Source organism: Nocardia niigatensis NBRC 100131 (assembly GCF_000308655.1).
GTDB classification, from domain to species: Bacteria; Actinomycetota; Actinomycetes; order Mycobacteriales; family Mycobacteriaceae; genus Nocardia; species Nocardia niigatensis.
On the sequence record NZ_BAGC01000002.1, the window covers coordinates 181,073 to 201,374 of the forward strand.

General features: G+C 70.3%; 16 protein-coding genes. 11 read left to right on the forward strand and 5 right to left on the reverse strand.

Going from position 1 to position 20,302, the window contains the following annotated elements:
* The first annotated feature begins 1 nt into the window (after nt 1).
* Genes ON33_RS01430 through ON33_RS01440 form a run of 3 tightly spaced genes read left to right on the forward strand, consistent with a single transcriptional unit; the run spans nt 2 to nt 3,326 of the window.
* On the forward strand, nt 2-1,387 hold the full coding sequence (locus tag ON33_RS01430; protein ID WP_040853876.1) for an NtaA/DmoA family FMN-dependent monooxygenase: 1,386 nt from the start codon (nt 2-4) through the stop codon (nt 1,385-1,387).
* A complete protein-coding gene (locus tag ON33_RS01435) occupies nt 1,384-2,193 on the forward strand; it encodes a DUF1684 domain-containing protein (protein WP_040853878.1) in 810 nt (269 codons plus the stop codon). Before ON33_RS01430 ends, ON33_RS01435 begins: the two co-directional genes overlap by 4 nt.
* Nucleotides 2,190-3,326: an LLM class flavin-dependent oxidoreductase gene (locus tag ON33_RS01440; RefSeq protein ID WP_040853880.1), complete on the forward strand. Its 1,137-nt coding sequence runs from the start codon at nt 2,190-2,192 to the stop codon at nt 3,324-3,326. The genes ON33_RS01435 and ON33_RS01440 overlap by 4 nt, the downstream gene beginning before the upstream one ends.
* Before the next feature lie 185 nt (nt 3,327-3,511).
* Here the strand turns inward: ON33_RS01440 and ON33_RS01445 are convergent, their stop codons facing one another.
* Entirely contained in the window at nt 3,512-4,786 is a 1,275-nt protein-coding gene (locus ON33_RS01445) for an ROK family protein (protein ID WP_040853882.1), read from the reverse strand.
* Between the two features lie 710 nt (nt 4,787-5,496).
* Here ON33_RS01445 and ON33_RS01450 point away from each other — a divergent pair.
* Genes ON33_RS01450 through ON33_RS01475 form a run of 6 tightly spaced genes read left to right on the forward strand, consistent with a single transcriptional unit; the run spans nt 5,497 to nt 12,311 of the window.
* The gene (locus ON33_RS01450) at nt 5,497-6,285 is read left to right on the forward strand and encodes a GntR family transcriptional regulator (RefSeq protein WP_051151518.1); all 789 of its coding nucleotides are present in this window, start codon (nt 5,497-5,499) and stop codon (nt 6,283-6,285) included.
* The gene (locus ON33_RS01455) at nt 6,286-6,513 is read left to right on the forward strand and encodes a 4Fe-4S dicluster domain-containing protein (protein ID WP_040853885.1); all 228 of its coding nucleotides are present in this window, start codon (nt 6,286-6,288) and stop codon (nt 6,511-6,513) included.
* A 9-nt stretch (nt 6,514-6,522) separates the two neighbouring features.
* The gene (locus tag ON33_RS01460) at nt 6,523-7,956 is read left to right on the forward strand and encodes an ABC transporter substrate-binding protein (RefSeq protein ID WP_040853887.1); all 1,434 of its coding nucleotides are present in this window, start codon (nt 6,523-6,525) and stop codon (nt 7,954-7,956) included.
* A gap of 31 nt (nt 7,957-7,987) precedes the next feature.
* Nucleotides 7,988-8,854, forward strand: a complete 867-nt coding sequence (locus ON33_RS01465; RefSeq protein ID WP_051151519.1) for an ABC transporter permease — start codon at nt 7,988-7,990, stop codon at nt 8,852-8,854.
* On the forward strand, nt 8,851-9,612 hold the full coding sequence (locus ON33_RS01470; protein ID WP_040853890.1) for an ABC transporter ATP-binding protein: 762 nt from the start codon (nt 8,851-8,853) through the stop codon (nt 9,610-9,612). The genes ON33_RS01465 and ON33_RS01470 overlap by 4 nt, the downstream gene beginning before the upstream one ends.
* Nucleotides 9,612-12,311, forward strand: a complete 2,700-nt coding sequence (locus tag ON33_RS01475; protein ID WP_040853894.1) for a fumarate reductase/succinate dehydrogenase flavoprotein subunit — start codon at nt 9,612-9,614, stop codon at nt 12,309-12,311. Before ON33_RS01470 ends, ON33_RS01475 begins: the two co-directional genes overlap by 1 nt.
* Here the strand turns inward: ON33_RS01475 and ON33_RS01480 are convergent.
* Complete coding sequence (locus ON33_RS01480; RefSeq protein WP_040853896.1) at nt 12,308-13,117, reverse strand: immunity 49 family protein; 810 nt, start codon at nt 13,115-13,117, stop codon at nt 12,308-12,310. The two genes, ON33_RS01475 and ON33_RS01480, sit on opposite strands and share 4 nt — an antisense overlap.
* A 210-nt stretch (nt 13,118-13,327) precedes the next feature.
* Nucleotides 13,328-14,929 carry a DUF2207 family protein gene (locus tag ON33_RS01485; protein WP_040853898.1) on the reverse strand — a complete coding sequence of 534 codons (1,602 nt, stop codon included), beginning with the start codon at nt 14,927-14,929 and terminating at the stop codon, nt 13,328-13,330.
* 98 nt (nt 14,930-15,027) lie between these two features.
* Here ON33_RS01485 and ON33_RS01490 point away from each other — a divergent pair, with 98 nt between their 5' ends.
* Nucleotides 15,028-16,353: a neutral zinc metallopeptidase gene (locus tag ON33_RS01490; protein ID WP_245550251.1), complete on the forward strand. Its 1,326-nt coding sequence runs from the start codon at nt 15,028-15,030 to the stop codon at nt 16,351-16,353.
* Between the two features lie 68 nt (nt 16,354-16,421).
* Here ON33_RS01490 and ON33_RS01495 read toward each other — a convergent pair whose 3' ends face one another.
* Together ON33_RS01495 and ON33_RS01500 are read right to left on the reverse strand one after the other, a co-directional pair.
* On the reverse strand, nt 16,422-17,720 hold the full coding sequence (locus ON33_RS01495; protein ID WP_040853902.1) for an ammonium transporter: 1,299 nt from the start codon (nt 17,718-17,720) through the stop codon (nt 16,422-16,424).
* Between the two features lie 106 nt (nt 17,721-17,826).
* Nucleotides 17,827-18,660 (reverse strand): hypothetical protein, encoded by an 834-nt coding sequence (locus tag ON33_RS01500; protein WP_040853904.1) that lies wholly within the window; start codon nt 18,658-18,660, stop codon nt 17,827-17,829.
* A 425-nt stretch (nt 18,661-19,085) separates the two neighbouring features.
* Between ON33_RS01500 and ON33_RS01505 the strand changes: the two genes are divergently transcribed.
* The coding region (locus ON33_RS01505; protein WP_157184376.1) for a DNA polymerase III subunit gamma and tau at nt 19,086-20,302 on the forward strand (1,217 nt) is incomplete at its 3' end.

Sequence of the window (20,302 nt, forward strand, 5' to 3'; positions counted from 1 at the left end):
CATGCCGGATCATCGGATACGCAAGCAGATTCACCTGGCCGCCCACTTCCCGGGAGTCAATCACCACACCGTGTGGACCGACCCGGACTCGGGCAGCCAGATCGACATCGACTCCTTCGTCCACCTGGCGCGCACCGCCGAGCGGGGGCTGTTCGACTTCTTCTTCCTGGCCGAGGGCCTGCGGCTGCGCGAACACCGCGACCGGATACACGACCTGGACGTGGTGGGCCGCCCCGACACCTTCACGGTGCTCAACGCGCTCGCCGCCGTCACCACCCGCCTGGGCCTGGCCGGAACAATCAACACCACTTTCAACGAACCCTTCGAGCTGGCAAAGCAATTCGCGACGCTGGACCATCTGTCCGGCGGTCGCGCCGCCTGGAACGCGGTGACCTCCTCGGATGCCTTCACCGGCGCGAACTTCCGGCGCGGCGGCTATCTCGAGCACGCCCAGCGCTACACCCGTGCCCATGAGGTGGTCGACGCCACCCGCGCCCTGTGGGACAGCTGGCCCGCCGACGCGCTCGTGATCGACCGGGAGCGCGGGGTTTTCGCGCGCCCGGTCCCGGAGGTGCGCGTGACCAGCGACCAGTTCGATCTCGAGGGCCGGTTCGTGCTGCCGCGCGCGCCGCAGGGCTACCCGGTGCAGATCCAGGCCGGCGACTCCGACGAGGGCCGCGAATTCGCCGCCGCCAAGGCCGATGTCATCTTCAGCGCCCACGGCGAACTCGAGGCTGGACAGCGGTTCTACCGGGACGTGAAGGACCGCCTCGCCAGATATGGGCGTGGTCGTGACGAGCTGAAGATCCTGCCCGCCGCCGGGTTCGTGCTCGGCGACACCCCGGACGAGGCGCGGGACCGTGCGATACACATCCGCCGTCAGCAGGTGACGCCGCAGACCGCCATCGCCTTTCTCGAACAGGTATGGGGCCGTGACCTTTCCGCCTACGACCCGGACGGCCCGCTGCCCGATATCGATCCGGCCGAGAACGTGACCATCACCCGCGGCCGGGTCCGGCACGCCCGTGATCCCCGCGCCGTCGCCGAGGACTGGCGCGCCCGGGCCGCCGCCGAGCACCTGTCGATTCGCGAACTCGTCATCGCCACCACCGCCCGCCAGCAGTTCGTGGGCACGCCGCGGCAGGTGGCCGCCGAGATCGACCACTACGTTCAGTCCGATGCCGCCGACGGTTTCGTGCTGGTCCCGCACCTCACCCCGACCGGCCTCGACGAGTTCGTCGACAAGGTCGTCCCGGAACTGCAGTCCCTGGGCAGTTTCCGCACCGAATACACCGGCCCGACCCTGCGTGACCACCTGGGTCTGCCGCATCCCCACCGCGGCACCGGCCATCCCCGCCACGGCACCGAAGGAGCACGCGCCTCATGACCGCTACCGCCACCGCCTACGACCAGCAGTGGGCCACCTTCCGCGCCGAACGCGACGCCTGGGCCCGGCAACCCCTGGGCTGGCTCAGCCTGACCGGGCTGCACTGGCTCGGCGACCGGGAGGAGGCCGTCGACGGACTGCCCGGCCGCTGGCGCGCCGACCGCGAGAACGTCCACGTCACACTCGAATCCGATGAGCCGGCGCTGCTGCTGAACGGCACTTCGCTGAGCGGCGCCTCGGTGCTCACCCCGGGCGAGGGTGCGCCGGGGCTCCAGGTCCACACCGGCGATCGGGTCGTCGAGGTGATCCGCCGGACCGGGCAGTTCGCGCTGCGGATTCACGATCCGGCGTCCCCGGTGCTGGCCGCGTTCACCGAGATCCCGGTCTACCGGCCGGATCCGAAGTGGGTGGTCGCCGGCCGCTTCGCGCCCTTCGACGTGGCGCGAGTGGTCACCACGGGTGCGGTGGTCGAGGGCCTCGAACACCACCACACCTCCACCGGCACCGTCACCTTCGAACTGGACGGCGCGCGGCATGAGCTCCTCGTCTTCGGCAACCAGACCGCCGGTCTGCACGTGTTGTTCACCGACGGCACCAGTGGCGTCACCACCTACGGCGGTGCCCGCCGGCTGGACCTGTCCCGGCCCGCCGCCGACGGCGCCGTCGTCCTCGACTTCAATCGCGCGGTCAATCTGCCCTGCGCCTTCACCGACTACGCCACCTGCCCGATCGCCCCGGCGCAGAACCGGCTGACCACCGTTGTCGAAGCGGGCGAACAGGATCCGCGAAAGGAGCAGGCGGCATGACCACCCCACTGTCGGTTCTCGACCTGGCACCGATCAGCACGGGTTCCACCGCGCGGCAGGCGGTGCGCAACAGCATCGACCTGGCCCGGCAGGCGGAACGGCTCGGATACCACCGGTTCTGGGTCGCCGAGCACCACTTCGTCCGGGTTGCCAGCGCCGCCCCGGCCACCCTCATCGGATTGATCGCCGCCGCCACCGAATCCATTCGCGTGGGGTCGGCGGCGGTGCAGCTCGGGCATCACACCTCGGCGTCGGTGGTGGAGGCGTTCGGGACCATCGACGCCCTGTATCCGGGCCGGCTGGACCTCGGGCTGGGCCGTTCCGGTCACCGCGGCGACCAGCTGCGATCGGCGGGGGTGCCGCCGGTGCCCGCGCCCGAGCGTCCCACCGAGGTTCGCGACGGCGTGGTGATCCCGCCGCCGTTCTTCCCCGGCCGGCTGCTCGACTTCTCCCGGGTGCGAGCGGGTCTGGGCGCGCTGCACCTGCCGGGCGCGCAACCGCTGCCCTACACCGAGCAGGTCGAGGACATCCGCGCGCTGCTGGCGGGCACCTATGTCAGCCCGGAGGGCGTCGAGCTGCACGCGGTACCGGGCGAGGGCGCGGACGTACAGCTGTGGCTCTTCGGCAGCAGCGGCGGCGAAAGCGCCCAGCTGGCAGGCAGACTCGGGCTGCCGTTCGCCGCGAACTACCACGTCTCCCCGGGGACCATCGTGGAGACCGTCGAGGCGTACCGGGCGGCCTTCCGGCCGTCCGCCCGCTTCCCGCGGCCCTACCTGGTGGTCTCCGCGGATGTCGTGGTGGCCGAGGACGACGCGACCGCTCAGCGGCTCGCCGCCACCTACGGACACTGGGTCTACAGCATTCGCAGCGGCGCGGGCGCGGCCGACTACCTCGATCCCGAGACCGCGCCGCCGCTGTCCGACCAGCAGCGCCGCCTGGTCGACGACCGGGTCACCACCCAGTTCGTCGGCTCCCCGGCCACCGTCGCCGAGCGCCTGCGCGGCCTGCGCAAGCTCACGGGCGCCGACGAAATCCTGGTCACCAGCGTCACTTTCGATCATGCGGACCGCGTGAACTCACACCGCCTGCTGGCCCGCGAATGGGGCCTCACCCCGCAGGTGCGCGCCGCCTGAGACCACCGCCGCCCGCCGGGAAGGGGACTCCGGGGCGGGCGGCGGGGAAACCCGCAGTGCGCGCAAGGGCCTCGCGCGCGTGCGGGACCGGGGTCCGGGCCGGACCGTGGACCGTCCGGCCCGGACCTCCTCGGCCACAAGGAAATCCCCGCCGGATACACCGGCGGGGATTCCGTCGTATCGGGTCAGCGGGTCCGGGTGGCCCGCCGCATGGCCGACAGCGGATCGGCGTAGAACACGCTCACCGAGGTCACCGCCGCCGCGAATTCCTGTACCCGCCCGCCGAATCGGCTGATCCGCAGATCCGCCGCCGGCAGCGTGGTCGACTCCGCGAAGGCCTTGGCGACCCGCTCCATGCCGGGCCGCCAGCCGGTGAAGGCCTGACCACCCAGCACCACCCGATCCGGGTTGAACATGTCGCGCACCAGCGCCGCGGTGCGGCCCAGGATGTCGGCCCGCTCGATGAGCAGGTCGCGGGCGGCGGCATTGCCCGAATCCGCGGCGCGGTACAGATCGGTGACGGCCGGGCGGCGCGGGGCCTCCGGCTTGGGCAGCACGCCCTTGCGCACCGCGCGCTCCAGCAGCGCGCGCTCACCGATGGCGGCCTCCAAGCAGCCGCGCCGGCCGCAGGTGCAATCCACGTCCGCGCCGGTCGGCAGGTGCGCGATCGAGCCGGGGCCATTGGCCGGCGTGTGCACCCGATCGTGCAATGTCACCGCGACACCGGCGGTTTCGCGGGCGTAGACGAACAGGCTGCTGCCCGGTCGCGTCTCGTCGCCCGGCTCGCGCGGGGTGAGCAGCAGCTCCGCCGCGGCCATCGCCTCGACATGTGCCGACACCGAGACCGGCAGGTCCAGCACGCTGCTGAAGATCGCCGCCACCGGCGCGGCCTGCCAGCCCAGCCGCGGATGATCCACTACGCCGACGGCGGGATCCACCCGCCCGGCCAGCGCCACGCCGGTCCACAGCGGCTTGCGTCGCGGCAGCCGGTCCAGGAACGCCTTGGCGCTGCGGGCCACTATGGTCAGCGCCGCGTCCTGACCCGTTTGGGGCGTGGCGATTTCGAGTCCACCCAGAATGCGGCCGGACAGATCCGCGGCCACGATGCGGGTGACGGTGAAGCCGATGTGCACACCCAGCGTCACGTACGAGTCGGTGTCGACCTCGAACGGCACGCGCGGGCGGCCCACCGCGCCGGACGCGGTCAGATCGGCCCGTTCCCGCAGCAGCCCGGCCGAAAGCAGCGCGGACACTTGGCGATTCACGGTGGCGATGCTCAGACCCGTGGTCTGCGCGGCGATATCGCGGAAGATCGGTCCGCGGGTGGCGGCGCGCAGCACGGCGGCCGCCGGATTGTCGGTGATGCGCAGCTCCGGCGGCACCGCCGGGCGGGCCGGAGCCAGCCGGGCGGTCGCGGTGGAGCCGGCGGAATGGGGACGTTCGAGCGTGGGGCTGGACACTTTTCGCAATCCTTGCTGCGGTCCCGCCTGCCGACAGGGGGACGAATGCCTACATGGAGGTATCGGGGGTGCAGCGAGGAGCCCGGATCCGGGGAGCGGTGACGCTCGGGTGATCGGGGGGTCAGAACTCGGCTGCGCGACGGCAGGGACAACACAGTTCCCGTTGCCGCGGCAGCCGGACGCCCAGCGCGATGGTCACGTAGGTGACCCGCGGCGCGGAGAGAGGGCGGCTGGCAGACATAGGATCAAAGTATCATTCCGATCACGGCGAACGGAAGGCATCCGCGTCCGGCCCGGCAGCCTGCGGCATGTCGGGGCACTCCCGCCCGAAACCCTCCGAACAACCTTCGGCGTGTCCGAATCTTTTGTGCCGGTTGATATTTCACGCCATGGTTCGGTCGATATGACGCGGTCTGGAGATGTGGCGCACGACACGTCCCCCGCTCGTATCTCGTGACGACGGGCCTGTTCCGAGCCCACTCCGGCCCCGCGTCCGGCGCACGCATTCCGATCACGGTGATTCCAAGTCAGCCGGCGCTGATCCGGGTGGCGCAATAGCCCGGATTCCCGGCATTTCGGCAGGCCGCGCGCACGGCCGGGCGGCGTAGAACCGCACCGCCCGCCCAGCGGCCGAGTGCGTGCCCGGGCACCTCCCGATCTCGCCATTACAGTTCTGAAACTGCAGGTCAACGGCGTGGAAAGGAGTCGAGGTGTCGCCGGAACCGGTACCGCTGCGCGCCCCCGTGCGCCGGGCCGATCGAGCCCGTCAGGTGGCCGACGTGCTGCGTCAGCAGATCCACGCGGGCGCCTTCGAACGGGCGCTGCCGCCCGAGCAGCACCTGGCCGCCGAATTCGCGGTCTCCCGTAATACCGTGCGCGACGCGCTCGCACTGCTCAAGGACGAGGGCCTCATCGATCGCGCCCCGAAGGTCGGCACCCATGTCGCCCAGCGCAAGTACGACCACGGACTCGACGCCCTGCTCGGCCTGAAGGAGACCCTGCGCGGGCACGGCGAGGTGCGCAACGAGGTGCGCGCGGCCCGGCGGCTCACCCCGCCGCCCGCAGTGGCCGGCAGGCTGCGGCTCGAACCCGGTCAGCAGGCCGTCTACATCGAGCGCCTGCGCTACCTGGGCGACCTGCCGCTCAGCCTGGACCTCACCTATCTGGTCCCCGACATCGGCGACGAGGTCGTCACCCGCGACCTGGAGACCAACGACGTGTTCGCCCTCATCGAGCAGATCAGCGGCGGCCCACTGGGTTCCGCCGATCTCGCGCTCGAGGCCATCACCGCCGACGCTCACTCGGCCATGACCCTGCAGATGCCGGAGGGCGGCGCGCTGCTGCTGCTCGAACGGCTCACCAGACTCGAGGACGGCCGCCCGGTCGACCTGGAATACATCCGCATGCGCGGGGACCGGATCACCATGCGCGGCAGCCTGATCCGGCCACCGGAGCGTGTACCGGGTCCCGACACGGACACCGACTGGAGGTTGATCTAGATGGCTGTGGTCGAGCACCGGGCCGACGTGCCGGTGACCATCGACGAATCGCTGTGCATCCAGGGCTGCACGCTGTGCGTGGAGATCTGCCCGCTGGACTCGCTGGCGATCAACCCGGACAACGGCAAGGCGTACATGCACGTCGACGAGTGCTGGTACTGCGGCCCCTGCGCGGCCCGCTGTCCCACCGGCGCCGTCACCGTCAACATGCCCTACCTGCTGCGTTGAGGAAACCCCATGAAGTACCACCCCGCCCGCCTCGCCGCGGCGGCCCTGGCCGCCGCCCTGGCCCTGACCGCGTCCGGCTGCTCGCTGGAGAGCACCGGCGACGGTGACACCGTCAAGGTCGTCATCGGCTACCAGTCCAAGACCATCAATACCGTCACCGCCGGAACCCTGTTGCGGGCCAAAGGCTTTCTGGAGCAGCGCCTGAACGCCCTGAACGCCCTGAACGGCCACAGGTACCAGGTCGAGTGGCAGGACTACGACACCGGCGCGCCCATCACCGCGCAGATGGTGGCGGAGAAGATCGACATCGGCTCCATGGGCGACTACCCGCTGCTGATCAACGGCTCCCGCACCCAGGCCAACGAGCGGTCGCGGACCGAACTGGTTTCCATCACCGGCTACCACCCCAAGGGCGCGCTGAACATGGTGGTGGTCGCGCCCGACTCCAAGGCGCAGTCCATCCAGGACCTGGCCGGGCAGAAGGTGTCGGCCAGCGTCGGCTCGGCCGGCCACGGCACCCTCGTGCAGGCGCTGGCCCGTGCGGGCATCGACCCGAAGAACGGGGTGGAGGTCCTCAACCAGCAGCCCCAGATCGGTTCCTCGGCACTGGAATCCGGCCAGGTCGCCGCGGTGTCGCAGTTCGTGGCCTGGCCCGGCCTGCTGGTCTTCCAGAACAAGGCCGAACTCCTCTACGACGGCGCGGAGCTGAACGTGCCCACCTTCCACGGCGTGGTGGCCCGCCGCGACTACGCCGCGCAGCACCCGGAGGTGCTCGATGCCTTCCTGCAAGCCCAGCTGGACGCGACCGATTTCATCCACCGGCACCCTTTGGAAGCGGCCAAGATCGTCGCCGATGACACCGGGCTGCCCCAGGAAGTCGTGTACCTCTACAACGGGCCGGGCGGAACCTCCTTCGACACCACGCTGAAGCCCGCGCTGGTCAGTGCCTTCAAAGGCGATGTGCCGTACCTGAAGTCGATCGGCGACTTCGCCGACTTCGACATCGACAAGTTCGTCGATCCGACCGCCCTGAAGCAGGTCTACCGGGAACGCGGCCTGAACTACGACGCCGAACTGGCCGACACCGCCAACCCGGCGCCCATCACCGGCACCGACCCGGTCGCCGGGCGACCCGTCGCGAATCCCGCACTGGCGAGCGAGATCTGGTTCGCCGGCCAGGACACCACCCAGCCCGCAGCCGACCCCACCAGCCTGCTGCGCGCGGTGAAACAGGCGCGCGCACAAGGCAAGACGGTGCGCGCCGCCTACATCCCCGACGCCGAGCTCGGCACCCGCTGGTTCGCGGACAAGGCGCTCTGGGTGCACGACGGCGACACCTACCTGCCGTTCTCCACGCCCGCGGCCGTGCAGCGCTACCTGGTGCAGCACCCGAGCGGCAAGACCATCGGCTACGACGCCGCGGTGAACGAGGTGCGGCAGTGAGCGCGGCGGGCACGCCCGGGGCGGTGCTGTCATGAGTGCCACCGCCGTCGCTCCCCTCGAAGCCGCGCGCACCATTCCCGGACCGGCGGCCGCCCCCGCTCGGGCGCGCGCCGGACGGGCGGTGTGGTCCGCGCGGCTGATCCGCATCCTGTCGGTCGTGGTCGCGCTCGGGGTCTGGCAATTCCTGACCTCGCAGCACATCCGGCTCTGGGTGCGATTCGACACCCTGCCCACCGTCACCCGGATCGTGCACGCGTTCCGGCACCAGCTGGGCACCGACACCTACTACCTCGACCTCGGCCAGTCGCTCATCCGCATCCTCACCGGCTTCGGCCTGGCCGCCGTGCTCGGCGTGAGCAGCGGTGTGGCACTGGGCCGTTCGCGCTGGTTCGCCGACATCCTCGGCCCGCTCACCGAACTCGCGCGGCCCGTCCCGGCCATCGCCATCGTGCCAGTCGCGATCCTGCTGTTCCCGGACGACGAGGCCGGCATCGTGTTCATCACCTTCCTGGCCGCCTACTTCCCGGTCATGGTCGCCACCCGGCACGCGGTGCGCGCGCTGCCGACCATCTGGGAGGAATCGGTACGCACCCAGGGCGGCACCCGCTGGGACGTGCTGTGGCGGGTGGTGCTGCCCGGCAGCCTGCCGGGCGTGTTCAGCGGCCTCTCGGTGGGCATCGGCGTGGCCTGGATCTGCGTCGTCTCCGCCGAGATGATCTCGGGCCGGCTGGGAGTCGGCTACCGGACCTGGCAGGCGTACACCATCGTCGACTACCCGGGCGTCTTCGTCGGCATCATCACCATCGGGGCGCTCGGCTACACCACCTCCGCCGCCGTGGAACTGCTCGGACGGCGCGTCACCCACTGGCTGCCGCGTGCACAGGAGGCGGCGAAATGAGCACCGCTGGAATCGGTTTGACCCTGGACCGGCTGCGCCTGTCCTACACCGGCGCCCCGGTCGTCACCGACCTGTCGCTGCAGGTGCGCCCAGGCGAGATCCTGATCCTCACCGGCCCCTCCGGCTGCGGCAAGTCCACGGTGCTGCGCGCCCTGGCCGGGCTGCTGCGCCCCGACGCCGGCCGGGTGCTGGCCGACGGTGTCGAAGTGACCGGCACCGACCGCGACCGCGCCGTCGTCTTCCAGGACAACGCCCTGCTGCCGTGGAAGAGCGTGCGCGCCAATATCGAACTGGCGCTGCGACTCCGGGGCGAACCCCGCGCCGGTCGGCGCGCCCTGGCCGACCGCTGGATCGAGGAGATCGGCCTGACCGACTTCGCCGGCTTCCTGCCCAAGTCGCTGTCCGGCGGCATGCGCCAGCGCGTGCAACTCGCCCGCGGCCTGGCCGGTGCGCCCCGCGCGGTCATGATGGACGAACCGTTCGGCGCCCTCGACACCCAGACGCGGAACACCATGCAGCGCCTGCTGATCGACACCTGGCGCACGCACCCCACCACCATCGTCTTCGTGACCCACGACGTGGACGAGGCGCTGCTGCTCGGCGACCGGATCGCCGTCCTGGGCCGCGCCGGGGAACCGTTGCGCGCCGTACTCGACGTCCCGCGCCCGCGCGAACTCGGTGTGGACCGCACCGGCCTGCGCGCCGAAATCATCACCGCCCTGGACCATTCGGGCGATCCCACGGAGGTACCCGCCTGATGGACATCCCCGATCTCGCCGACACCACCCGCCTCGACTGCGATGTGCTGGTGATCGGCGGCGGCACCGCCGGCACCATGGCCGCGCTCACCGCCGCCGAAGCGGGCGCGAACGTCCTGCTGCTGGAGAAGGCGCACGTCCGGCACTCCGGCGCGCTCGCCATGGGCATGGACGGCGTCAACAACGCCGTCATCCCCGGCAAGGCCGAACCCGAGGACTACGTCGCCGAGATCACCCGCGCCAACGACGGAATCGTCAACCAGCGCACCATCTACCAGACCGCCACCCGCGGCTTCGCCATGGTGCAGCGGCTCGAACGCTACGGGGTGAAATTCGAGAAGGACGAGTACGGGGAGTACGCCGTGCGCCGGGTGCACCGGTCCGGGTCGTACGTGTTGCCCATGCCCGAGGGCAAGGACGTCAAGAAGGCGCTGTACCGCGTGCTGCGGCAGCGCACGATGCGCGAGCGCATCCGGATCGAGAACCGGCTCATGCCAGTGCGGGTGCTCACCGAGAACGGGCGCGCTGTGGGTGCCGCCGCGTTGCACACGCGCACAGGCGAATTCGTCGCCGTCGGCGCGAAGGCCGTCATCCTGGCCACCGGCCCGTGCGGCCGCCTCGGCCTGCCCGCCTCCGGCTATCTGTACGGCACCTACGAGAACCCGACCAATGCCGGCGACGGCTATGCGATGGCCTACCACGCGGGCGCGGAGCTCTCCGGCATCGAGTGCTTCCAGATCAATCCGCTCATCAAGGACTACAACGGCCCGGCCTGCGCGTACGTGGCCAATCCGTTCGGCGGATACCAGGTCAATGCCCTCGGCGAGCGCTTCGTGGACTCCGACTACTGGTCCGGCCAGATGATGTCCGAGGTGAAGCGGGAGATCGAATCCGCCCGCGGCCCCATCTATCTCAAGGTCTCCCACCTGCCCGGGGAAACCCTGGACGCGCTCGAGGGCATCCTGCACACCACCGAACGCCCCACCCGCGGCACCTTCCACGCCAATCGCGGCCACGACTACCGCACCCACGACATCGAGATGCACATTTCCGAAATCGGCCTGTGCAGTGGGCATTCCGCCTCCGGCGTCTGGGTCGACGAACATGCCCGCACCACCGTGCCCGGCCTCTACGCCGCAGGTGACCTGGCCTGCGTCCCGCACAATTACATGATCGGGGCGTTCGTCTACGGCGACCTGGCCGGCGCGCACGCCGCGTCCACGCTGGACGAGGTGCCCGCACCGCAGGAGCTGCCCGCCGATCAGCTCGCCGCCGCGCACGAACTCGTCTATCGGCCGCTGCGCAATCCGGACGGGCCGCCGCAGCAGCAGGTCGAATACAAGCTGCGCCGCTTCGTGAACGACTATGTGGCGCCGCCCAAGACGGCCACCAAACTGTCCCTCGCCATCGAGACCTTCGATCGCATGCGCGACGACCTCACCGCCATGGGCGCGCGCACCCCGCACGAGCTCATGCGCTGCGCCGAGGTCACCTTCATCCGCGACTGCGCCGACATGGCGGCCCGCTCCTCGCTCACCCGCACCGAATCCCGCTGGGGCCTCTACCACGAGCGCGCCGACCTGCCCGAACGCGATGACGTCGAATGGCGCTACCACCTCAACCTGCGCAAGACCGCCGACGGGCGGATGGAATTCCGGAAACGGCCCGTCGCACCGTATTTCGTGCCGGTCCCCGGACTGGACGACCTGCCCGGCACCGACGACGCTGTCATCCCGGTCGGCCAGCCCGCGCTCATCGGCACCCCGCCCAACCTCGGAGCTCAGGTGCGCTCCCACCTGCCCGCCGCGACCGGCGGGACGAAAGACGTGGTGGCGCCACGGATCGCGCTGGTGCTGAGCCTGGACGCGCCCGGTATTCCCGAACTGCTGCCGTTCCTCTCCGATGCTGATCCGCGGGTGCGCGCCACCGCCCTCGCGGTCCTCACCGAGAACACGCCCGACGGATTCGCCGATCAGCTGATCGCGGCGCTCGGGGACGAGGATGCGGAGGTACGGGCGGCCGCCGTGTCGGGCCTGCGCGAACTCGTCGAAATCCTCCCCGCCGCAACCGGTCTCGCGCGACACGCGGACTCATCGGACCCCGTCGTGCGCGCCGCGGTGGTGGACCTGCTGCGCGCCCTGCGGACCGGCTCGGCGGAACTCTTCGCCAAGGCCGCCGTCGACGCCGACCATCGCGTCCGCATCCAGGCCGTGCACGCCCTCGTCTCCCTGGACGACTGGACCGCCCTGACCGCCGCCGCCCACGACGACAACCGGGAGGTCAGGATTGCCGCCGCACGCGGACTCGCCACCATCGGGCTCGGCGGCGCGGACACCGTCCGGGCCCTCACCGCGGATCGCGACCCGCTTGTCCGCGCGGCCGGGTTCACCGCGCTGGCGAGACTGGGGGCCGACACCGATGCCACGGCTCTGACTGCCGCACTGGGTGATTCGGCGTGGCAGATCCGGGAGGGAGCGGCGCGCGGACTCGCCGCGGTCGACCCGGATCGCGCGGTCGAACCGCTGCGGCTGGCGCTCTCCGACATCCATCCCGACATTCGCAAGGCCGCGGTGCTGACCCTCAGCACCTGGCCGGAATCCGGCGCCGCCCTGGCCGCGCTCGAGTCGGCCCGCGCCGACCGAGACGCCGACGTGCGCGCCTACGCCAGACGCGCGCTGGCCGTGCACGCCGGTGGTTAGGCGGGGGAGGCGACTCGGTGCAGCAGACCGGCGGGCAGATATCCGGTGGCGATACCTGGCCGCATCCCGCGATCCACGGCCACGCAGGCGACCGCCAGCAGCGGCCAGGCGATGAAGCCCTCCGGGTCCAGCCACCGCTGCGGGGTGTCCCAGAAGCGCCGGTGGAACTCCATGCCCTCCACCAGCGCGGTGTCGAATTCGGCCGCGTCGCCGCGTAATACGGCGTCCAGCAGACACAGCGCCGAGTAGGCGATGGTGAGCGCGTAGTCGTCGCCCGCGACGGGCTGCGCGTCCACCGCGGCCTCGATGCCGTCCACGATGGCGGTCTCGGCGGCCGGATCGCCGGTCCACACCCGCTGCCAGGCATCGGCCCAGAGGTACAGGCACTGCTCCAGCGGATGCCCGGTTCGGGCGGTCGCGGACAGCGGATAGCCCGGGCTGCCGGGGGCGCCCAGCAGGAACGCGAGCAGCTCGCGGTCGCGGCCGATCAATGCGGGCCACAGGCCGTTCAGCAGATCCGCCACCGTCGGCGGCGCGACCACACCACCCCCGGCCGGGACCGTCCACCGCGCTCCGGCGAGCGTCACCGCGAAGGGCTCCTGCCCGGCGGGCAGCGTGACCGATCGCAGCCGAGCCGTCTGCGCGACAGCGGAATCCGATACCGCCTGCCGCAGCGCGGGCGACTCGCCGCGCGGGTCGTCCAGGCTCAGATAGCCGGCGATGGCGCGCGAACACCAGGCCGCGTCGGCGAGCACCGATTGCGGCTGCGCGGCCAGGAATTCGGCGCGCAGCGCCGTTGTCCGCACCCGGGCGGCTCGGCCGAATCCGGCATCGGTATTTCGAATTGCTGTTGGGTAGCTGAAATCTTGAGCATTCAGTGCGAGGTGGCGATCTGTCATGGGACTGCGGTGAAGATTGGGGTGGCCAGCAATTTTGCCGAATGATTGCTCACGCCGCGACACTATCGGACTCCGCACCCTCGTACATCGGTTGGTATATCGGTCGATCCGACCGTGTCACCGCTGATCGGTGGTCCGGAACAAACCCTCCACGGCCGTGATGAAATACGGGAAATGCGCGCCGAAACGCTGCAGTGCGCGATCGCCCTCGAAACCGCCGAACCAGTACAGGCCCGGGCTGCCGTCCGCCGTCGGATCCAACTCGCGGAAGGCGCGCACCCACTGGTCCCCACGGCGCGCGGCCACCATGAACGGCAGCGCCCGGGAGAACACCAGCTCCTGATCGGGAGCCGGAATGCGCTGCGGCGCAATCGCATCCAGACCACGCTGCATGGCCTGGACCCGACCGGTCAACTCCCGGCCCAGCGCGGTACGCGCGGGCAGATAGCGCGGCAGCAGCAGCGCCGCCACACCGCCTAGCGCGACGGCCGCCCCGACCAGGGCATGCCGCTGCGGGCCGAAGGCCAGCACCGCGGTCGCGATGACACCGAGCGCGATCAGCGTGACGCCCAGCCAGAACTCGAAGCCCCGGCGGGTCCGGTCGATGAACACTCCCGCGGCCACCGCATCCCCGATCAGGGCCGCGCGCACCGCGCTCGCCGCCACCCGGCCCTTGCGCTCCGACAGCAGCACCGACGCGGAGCCGTCCGGAATCAGCGCCGCGTACACCGCGCGCTCGTAGGCGGTCAGCTGTTCGTCGGGCGGATTCACCCGGGAGAAACGCCACTCCGACTCCCCGGCGACGCTCACCCACAGATAGTTGCGCACCGCCAGATCGACCACGGTCGACGCCATATCGGGCACATCGGCATGGCCGTCGAGCAGCAGCCCGGAGGTGCTCGGCAGAATGCCGTCCGGCGACGTGAACTGGACATGATCACCCGCGTGTACCAGCGGGTCGAGCACCTCGGTGCCAGCCGGCGCCGAGCGTCGCGACCACACCACGTACCCGGCCGCCGCGGCCACCGCCGCCAGCAGCACCCCGAACGCGGCGAACACCGGACCCGTCAGCGAGAACGCGCCGGGCGCATTATCGTCGCGCACATCGGCATTCGCCTTGACCGTGCTCGGCGGCAGCTGCAAAGTCACATCCAGGATGTCGCCCTTGTGGAGGTCGGTCTTCTCCAGATGCGCGAACCCGTCCGGCTCCACCCGGATATCCGCGCAGTTCTGCGGATTGCCGGGCGGGCCCACCGTGCACTTCGTGATGCCCATCCGGAAGCTCGGGCTCGACACCGTCGCATTGATCGACGCCACATCGGTATTCAGCACCCCGGTCCACTGGAACACCTGCGCGCCCGAAGCGTCACTGACGGTGTTGTGCACGGTGTACTTGAATGTGGCCGACCCCGGCCGCGCCTCGATGCTGAACCGGTCGTCGGCCACCTTGGCGTCGCCGTCTCCCACCGCGGACACGTCGGTCACCTCGAAATTGCGCTGCACGCCCGAGCCCACCTGCACCCGCAGCGGCAGCACCTGCCGAAACTCGCCACCCTCCGGCACTTTCACGGTTTCGGTGACCCGCAGCAGCCCGTCGTCGCCCAGATTCACCTCGGCGGTGATATCCACACCGGCCGGCTGCGCCACCGCGGCCGGCGCCGCCACGCCCGCCACCGCGAGCAGCAGCGCGACGAGGGCGGCCCCCCGAAAAATCTGCATGCCTGGCACTCTAGCCAGCTTGCTATCCTTCCTCAGCGGCAAGGCGCAGGTCTATGGAGCTGTCAGGTTATCTCTGAGGAACGAGGGGGTGTGGGGGGATGACTCGCCCACCGTCCGAGCACGGACCGACGCCCCCGGGCCAGTGGCCCGTGCCACCGCGCGGAACCCCGCCGCCGCAAGGCAATCCATCGCAGCCCGCCGCGCCACAGGGCTTCCCGGCCGTCCCACGGCAGTACCCACCGAACAACAATCCGCCGCCGGGCGGCGCGCAGCAACCCGGATACCAACGGCCGCCGGGATATTCGCCGCAGCCGGGCCGGCCCACCCCGCCGCCGCCCGGATATCCGGCGCAGCCCGGCGCCCCGCGCCCGGGATACCCGCAGCCCGGCACGGGCGCGCCCCGGCCGGGATATCCATCGCACCAAGGCTTTCCGCAGCCCGGCTACGGCCGGCCGCCCGGTTACCCGCCCCGGCCCGGCTACCGCGCGCCCATGCCGCCGCCCACCGCCGCCCCGCCGACCGGCGCCATCCCGATGGTGGTCCGGCCCGCGCCGCCCCGCCGCGGCCGGATCGGTGTCCTGGTGGTGATCCTGGTGCTGCTGGTGACCGGCGTACTGCTGCGCACCGCCCTCACCACCGGGCTGAACACCGTCAATGCGGGCTCGACCGTCAAGACCACCTACTCGGGAGACGCCGGCGAGAACCACGGCGTCGCGGCCACGGCCGACAACCCGTTGCTCACCAATGCCGACTACACGCTGCTGCCCGCCAAATGCGCGTACACGCCGTGGAGCACCCAGGTCGAGGTGGCGCGCAAGTTCTTCGAAACCGCGGCGGACTGCCTGCACGCCACGTGGAAACCGTTGTTCGACAAGATCAATCTGCCGTTCGAGGCGCCCAAGCTGAACGTGTCCGCCGACACCACCGGGATCACCACGCTGTGCACCGGCAGCAGCAATAACTTCGCGGCCTTCTACTGCTCGGCGGACATGACCATCTACATGCCGATCAGCCAGCTGCAGACCGATCTCTTCGGCAACAACTGGGTCGTCTACCTGTCCGTCTTCGCCCACGAGTACGGCCATCACGTCCAGGCCCAGTCCGGGATTCTCGGCAAGGTGCACCAGCAGCGCCGCGACGCGGGCTCCCGCACCGACAGCGGCCTGGAACTGTCCCGCCGCACCGAGTTGCAGGCCCAGTGCTTCGACGGCATGTACCTGTCGTCCTCCAGCAGCGGCGGCTCGCTGACCAGCGCCCAGATCGGCGTGGCCCGCAATGACGCCTACCACCGCGGTGACGGCCCCGGCGACATGCGCGACCATGGCACCTCCCAGAACATGGGCGGCTGGTTCGAGACCGGCTACGACAAGGACCGTGCCATGCAGTGCAACACCTTCAGCGTCCCCGCCGGCAAGGTGAACTGAGCCGCAACAGCATTCGAGCCCCGCTGCCATCGCAGCGGGGCTCGAACGTCTTGTCTCCCAGTACCTGATCAGTGGCCGTGCGGCTTGCTGATCCGGCTCGGCGCATGCCCGTGCACGCCCTCGGCGTAGGCGGTCTCCGCGTGCAGCGCGAAGTCGATGCCGCCGATCTCGTCCTCCTTGGTGATGCGGAAGCCGATCAGCTTGTCCAGCACCTTGCCCAGCAGGAAGGTCACCCCGAAGGCGAAAGCCGTCACGGTCACCACACCGACCGCCTGCTTACCCAGCTGACCCAGGCCGCCGCCGTAGAACAGGCCCTTCGGACCACCGGTCATGACCGCCGAGGCCAGGAAGCCGATGAGCAGCGTGCCCACGATGCCGCCCACGAAGTGCACGCCCACCACGTCCAGCGAATCGTCGTAGTTGCCCTTGAACTTCCAGCTCACCGCGAACGAACACACCACGCCCGCAACCAGACCCACGATCACCGCGCCGATGGTGTTCACCTCGCCGCAGGACGGCGTGATCGCGACCAGACCGGCCACCGCGCCCGAGGCCGCGCCGAAGGTGGTCGGCTTGCCGTCGCGCCGCGCCTCGACCACCAGCCAGCCCAGCATGCCCAGGCAGCCCGCCATCAGCGTGTTCAGGAACGCCGCGGCGGCAATGCTGTTGGCCGCCAGCGCGGAACCGGCATTGAAGCCGAACCAGCCGAACCACAGCAGGCCCGCGCCCAGCAGGACGAACGGCAGATTGTGCGGCCGCATGGCATCGGTCTTGAAGCCCACCCGCGGTCCCAGCACCAGGGCCATGGCGAGTGCCGAAGCACCCGAGGCGATCTCGACCACCAGGCCGCCCGAGTAGTCCAGCGCGCCCAGCCGGTGCAGCCAGCCGTCCGGAGTCCACACCCAGTGCGCGATCGGCGCGTACACGATCAGCGCCCAGACCGGCACGAAGATCATCCACGCCGAGAACTTGGCGCGGTCGGCGATGGCGCCGCTGATCAGCGCCACGGTCAGGATCGCGAAGGTCAGCTGGAAGGTGACGAACAGCAGCTCCGGTACCGCCGCCCCGGAGTTGTCCACCACGTGCAGGGTATTCGGATCGATTCCCGCCAGCCCGAAATGCCCGAGGTCGCCGATGATTCCGCCGCCCGCGTCATCCCCGAAGGCCAGGCTGTACCCGAACAGCAGCCACGCCACCGCCACCAGCGGAATCGAGATGAAGCTCATCATCAGCATGTTGAGCACACCGGTGGACCGGACCATGCCGCCGTAGAAGATCGCCAGTCCGGGCGTCATCAGCAGCACCAGCGCCGTGGAGGCCAGCAGCCAGGCCGTGGCCGCCGGGTCGAGGTGGGGTGTCGGACTCATGCGGTAGCTCCTTCCACGCGGTGATCGCGTTGCGTGGAAGTTACCGAATCCTCACGTTAAGGCGCTGTTACAAAAATGAGTCTTTGGATACCTGTCCGTAACAGCCCTAGCTGCGGCGATCCTTGATCTTTTTGGCCAGCGCGCGCAATCCGCGCGGGCCGGGGACCGGATTGCCGTCCTCGAGCGCCATCCATTCGGCGGTGACGAGCCACTGCTGCTGGACCCGGGCGTCGGCTGTGTCGTTGAACACGCGCCGCCCCCGGTCGTCGCGCAATTCGTAGGCCAGTACCGACCAGCGCGGCGGGCGGCCGTGCTCGGCCACCTGGTCCCGCAGATAGGCCGCCACCAGCGTGCCGATGGTGTTCACCGGGCGCAGCGACACCCGGTTGCCGAACCGGGCGGCATGGAAACGCCTTCCGGCACAGAGGGATCGGGGCGCGGCGTTGTAGGCGATCCAGCCCGCGCGCTGGGCGCGCTCGATCAGCCACAGATGCTTGATGGCGGTCGGCGGGATATCGCCCACCCGCTCGCGGATCAGGGCGATCGCCGGTTCGGAGAGCAGAATGTCGCGTCGCGTCGGACCGGTGCCGTGCGCCAGCCAGTACTCGTCGGTGAGTTTCGCCAGCACCCGGCCGAAATCGTCGATGCCGCGCTGTGCCCGCCGGCCCAGCCGCTCGATGCGGTCGGCCTCGGCCCGCATGTCGTTCTGCACGATGAGGGTGTGGATGGCCGCGAGGGTCGGCACCTGGCCGCGCTGCAGCAGTTCCAGAATCGCGCCGGCGGTGGCCGGATCGGCGGCGGCGGACACCGGTAGCGAATCACGCCGGATGTCGTAATCGTGCGGGCTGATGGCCCGGCTGAGCAGTCCGACCGCGGCGGAGTCGCCGGCGAATTCGGTACTGGAGAGCCAGGCTGCGGCGATGTCGTCCTGCGAAGGCACGGGGCATGTCCTCCGGGAGATTTGGTTGTGCCCCGGTCGGGATGAGGGACCGGCCGGGGCAACCAACCTGATGAAGGTTTGGCTACCGAAGTTGCCGATGTCCACGGTAGCCAAGCGATTGCGATCTTGCCGCATCGATTCACTGGATCGTTATGTCCGCTCCGTGGAGTTGAAACAGAACGGAAGTCTGTATCGACTGACGTAGCAGGAGCCAGGTCTTGGACACCTGGCCGCTAAGAATACGCTGAGAATTAGCTGTTGGACTTGTCGGGATATCCGTTCGGGTCGGTCGGTTCTGAGCGGGCCGCGGGAATGGGTGTGATTTACGCCATAGTTCGAGCGGTTGTCCGGACGGAAGTGACGGGCCGGACGACCGGCCCGGCGGCGCGGCACCGCCTGTCGGTCGGCACCGGTAACCTCTCCCCGTGGCTCTGTACCGGAAGTACCGACCGGCAACGTTCGCTGAAGTGGTGGGTCAGGAGCACGTCACCGATCCGCTGAGTATCGCGCTCGACACCGGGCGGATCAGTCATGCCTATCTCTTCTCGGGACCGCGCGGTTGTGGCAAGACCTCCTCCGCGCGCATCCTCGCGCGCTCGCTCAACTGCGTGGAGGGCCCGACCTCCACACCGTGCGGCGTCTGCTCGTCCTGCGTGGCCCTCGGCCCGGGCGGTTCCGGCAACCTCGACGTCATCGAGCTCGACGCCGCCAGCCACGGCGGTGTGGACGACACCCGTGAACTGCGTGACCGCGCCTTCTACGCCCCGGCCGAATCCCGGTACCGCGTCTTCATCGTCGACGAGGCGCACATGGTCACCACCGCGGGCTTCAACGCGCTGCTCAAGATCGTCGAGGAGCCGCCCGCCCACCTGATCTTCGTCTTCGCCACCACCGAGCCGGACAAGGTGCTGCCCACCATCCGCTCGCGCACCCACCACTACCCCTTCCGGCTGCTCCCGCCCGCCACCATGCGCGGGCTGCTCGGCAAGATCTGCGACCAGGAGGGGGTGCAGGTCGAAGAGTCGGTGTACCCCTTGGTGATTCGCGCCGGCGGCGGCTCCCCGCGCGACAGCCTCAGCGTGCTGGACCAGCTGCTGGCGGGCGCGGGCCCCGACGGCGTCACCTATCCGCGCGCGGTCTCGCTGCTCGGCGTCACCGACGTCGCCCTGATCGACGACGCCATCGAGGCGCTGGCCGCCTCCGACGGCGCGGCCCTGTTCGGCACCATCGACCGCGTGGTGGAGGCGGGGCACGACCCCCGCCGCTTCGCCACCGACCTGCTCGAGCGGCTGCGCGACCTGATCCTGCTGCGCGCCGTCCCCGACGCCACCGACCGCAACCTGGTCACCGGGCCCGGCGACGTCATCGACCGCATGCGCTCCCAGGCCGAGCGCCTCGGCGCCGCCACCCTGGCCCGCCACGCCGAACTCCTGCACGAGGGCCTCGGCGACATGCGCGGCGCCACCAACCCCCGCCTGCTGCTCGAGGTCATCGCGGCCCGCATGCTCCTGCCCGCGGCCTCCGACGCCGAGACCGCTACCCTCCAGCGCCTCGAGCTGCTGGAACGCCGAATGGCAAGCGGCGCGATCCCCGCGCGCCGCAGCAGGCCCAGGCCGCCGCGGCGTCACCGGCCGCACCCTCG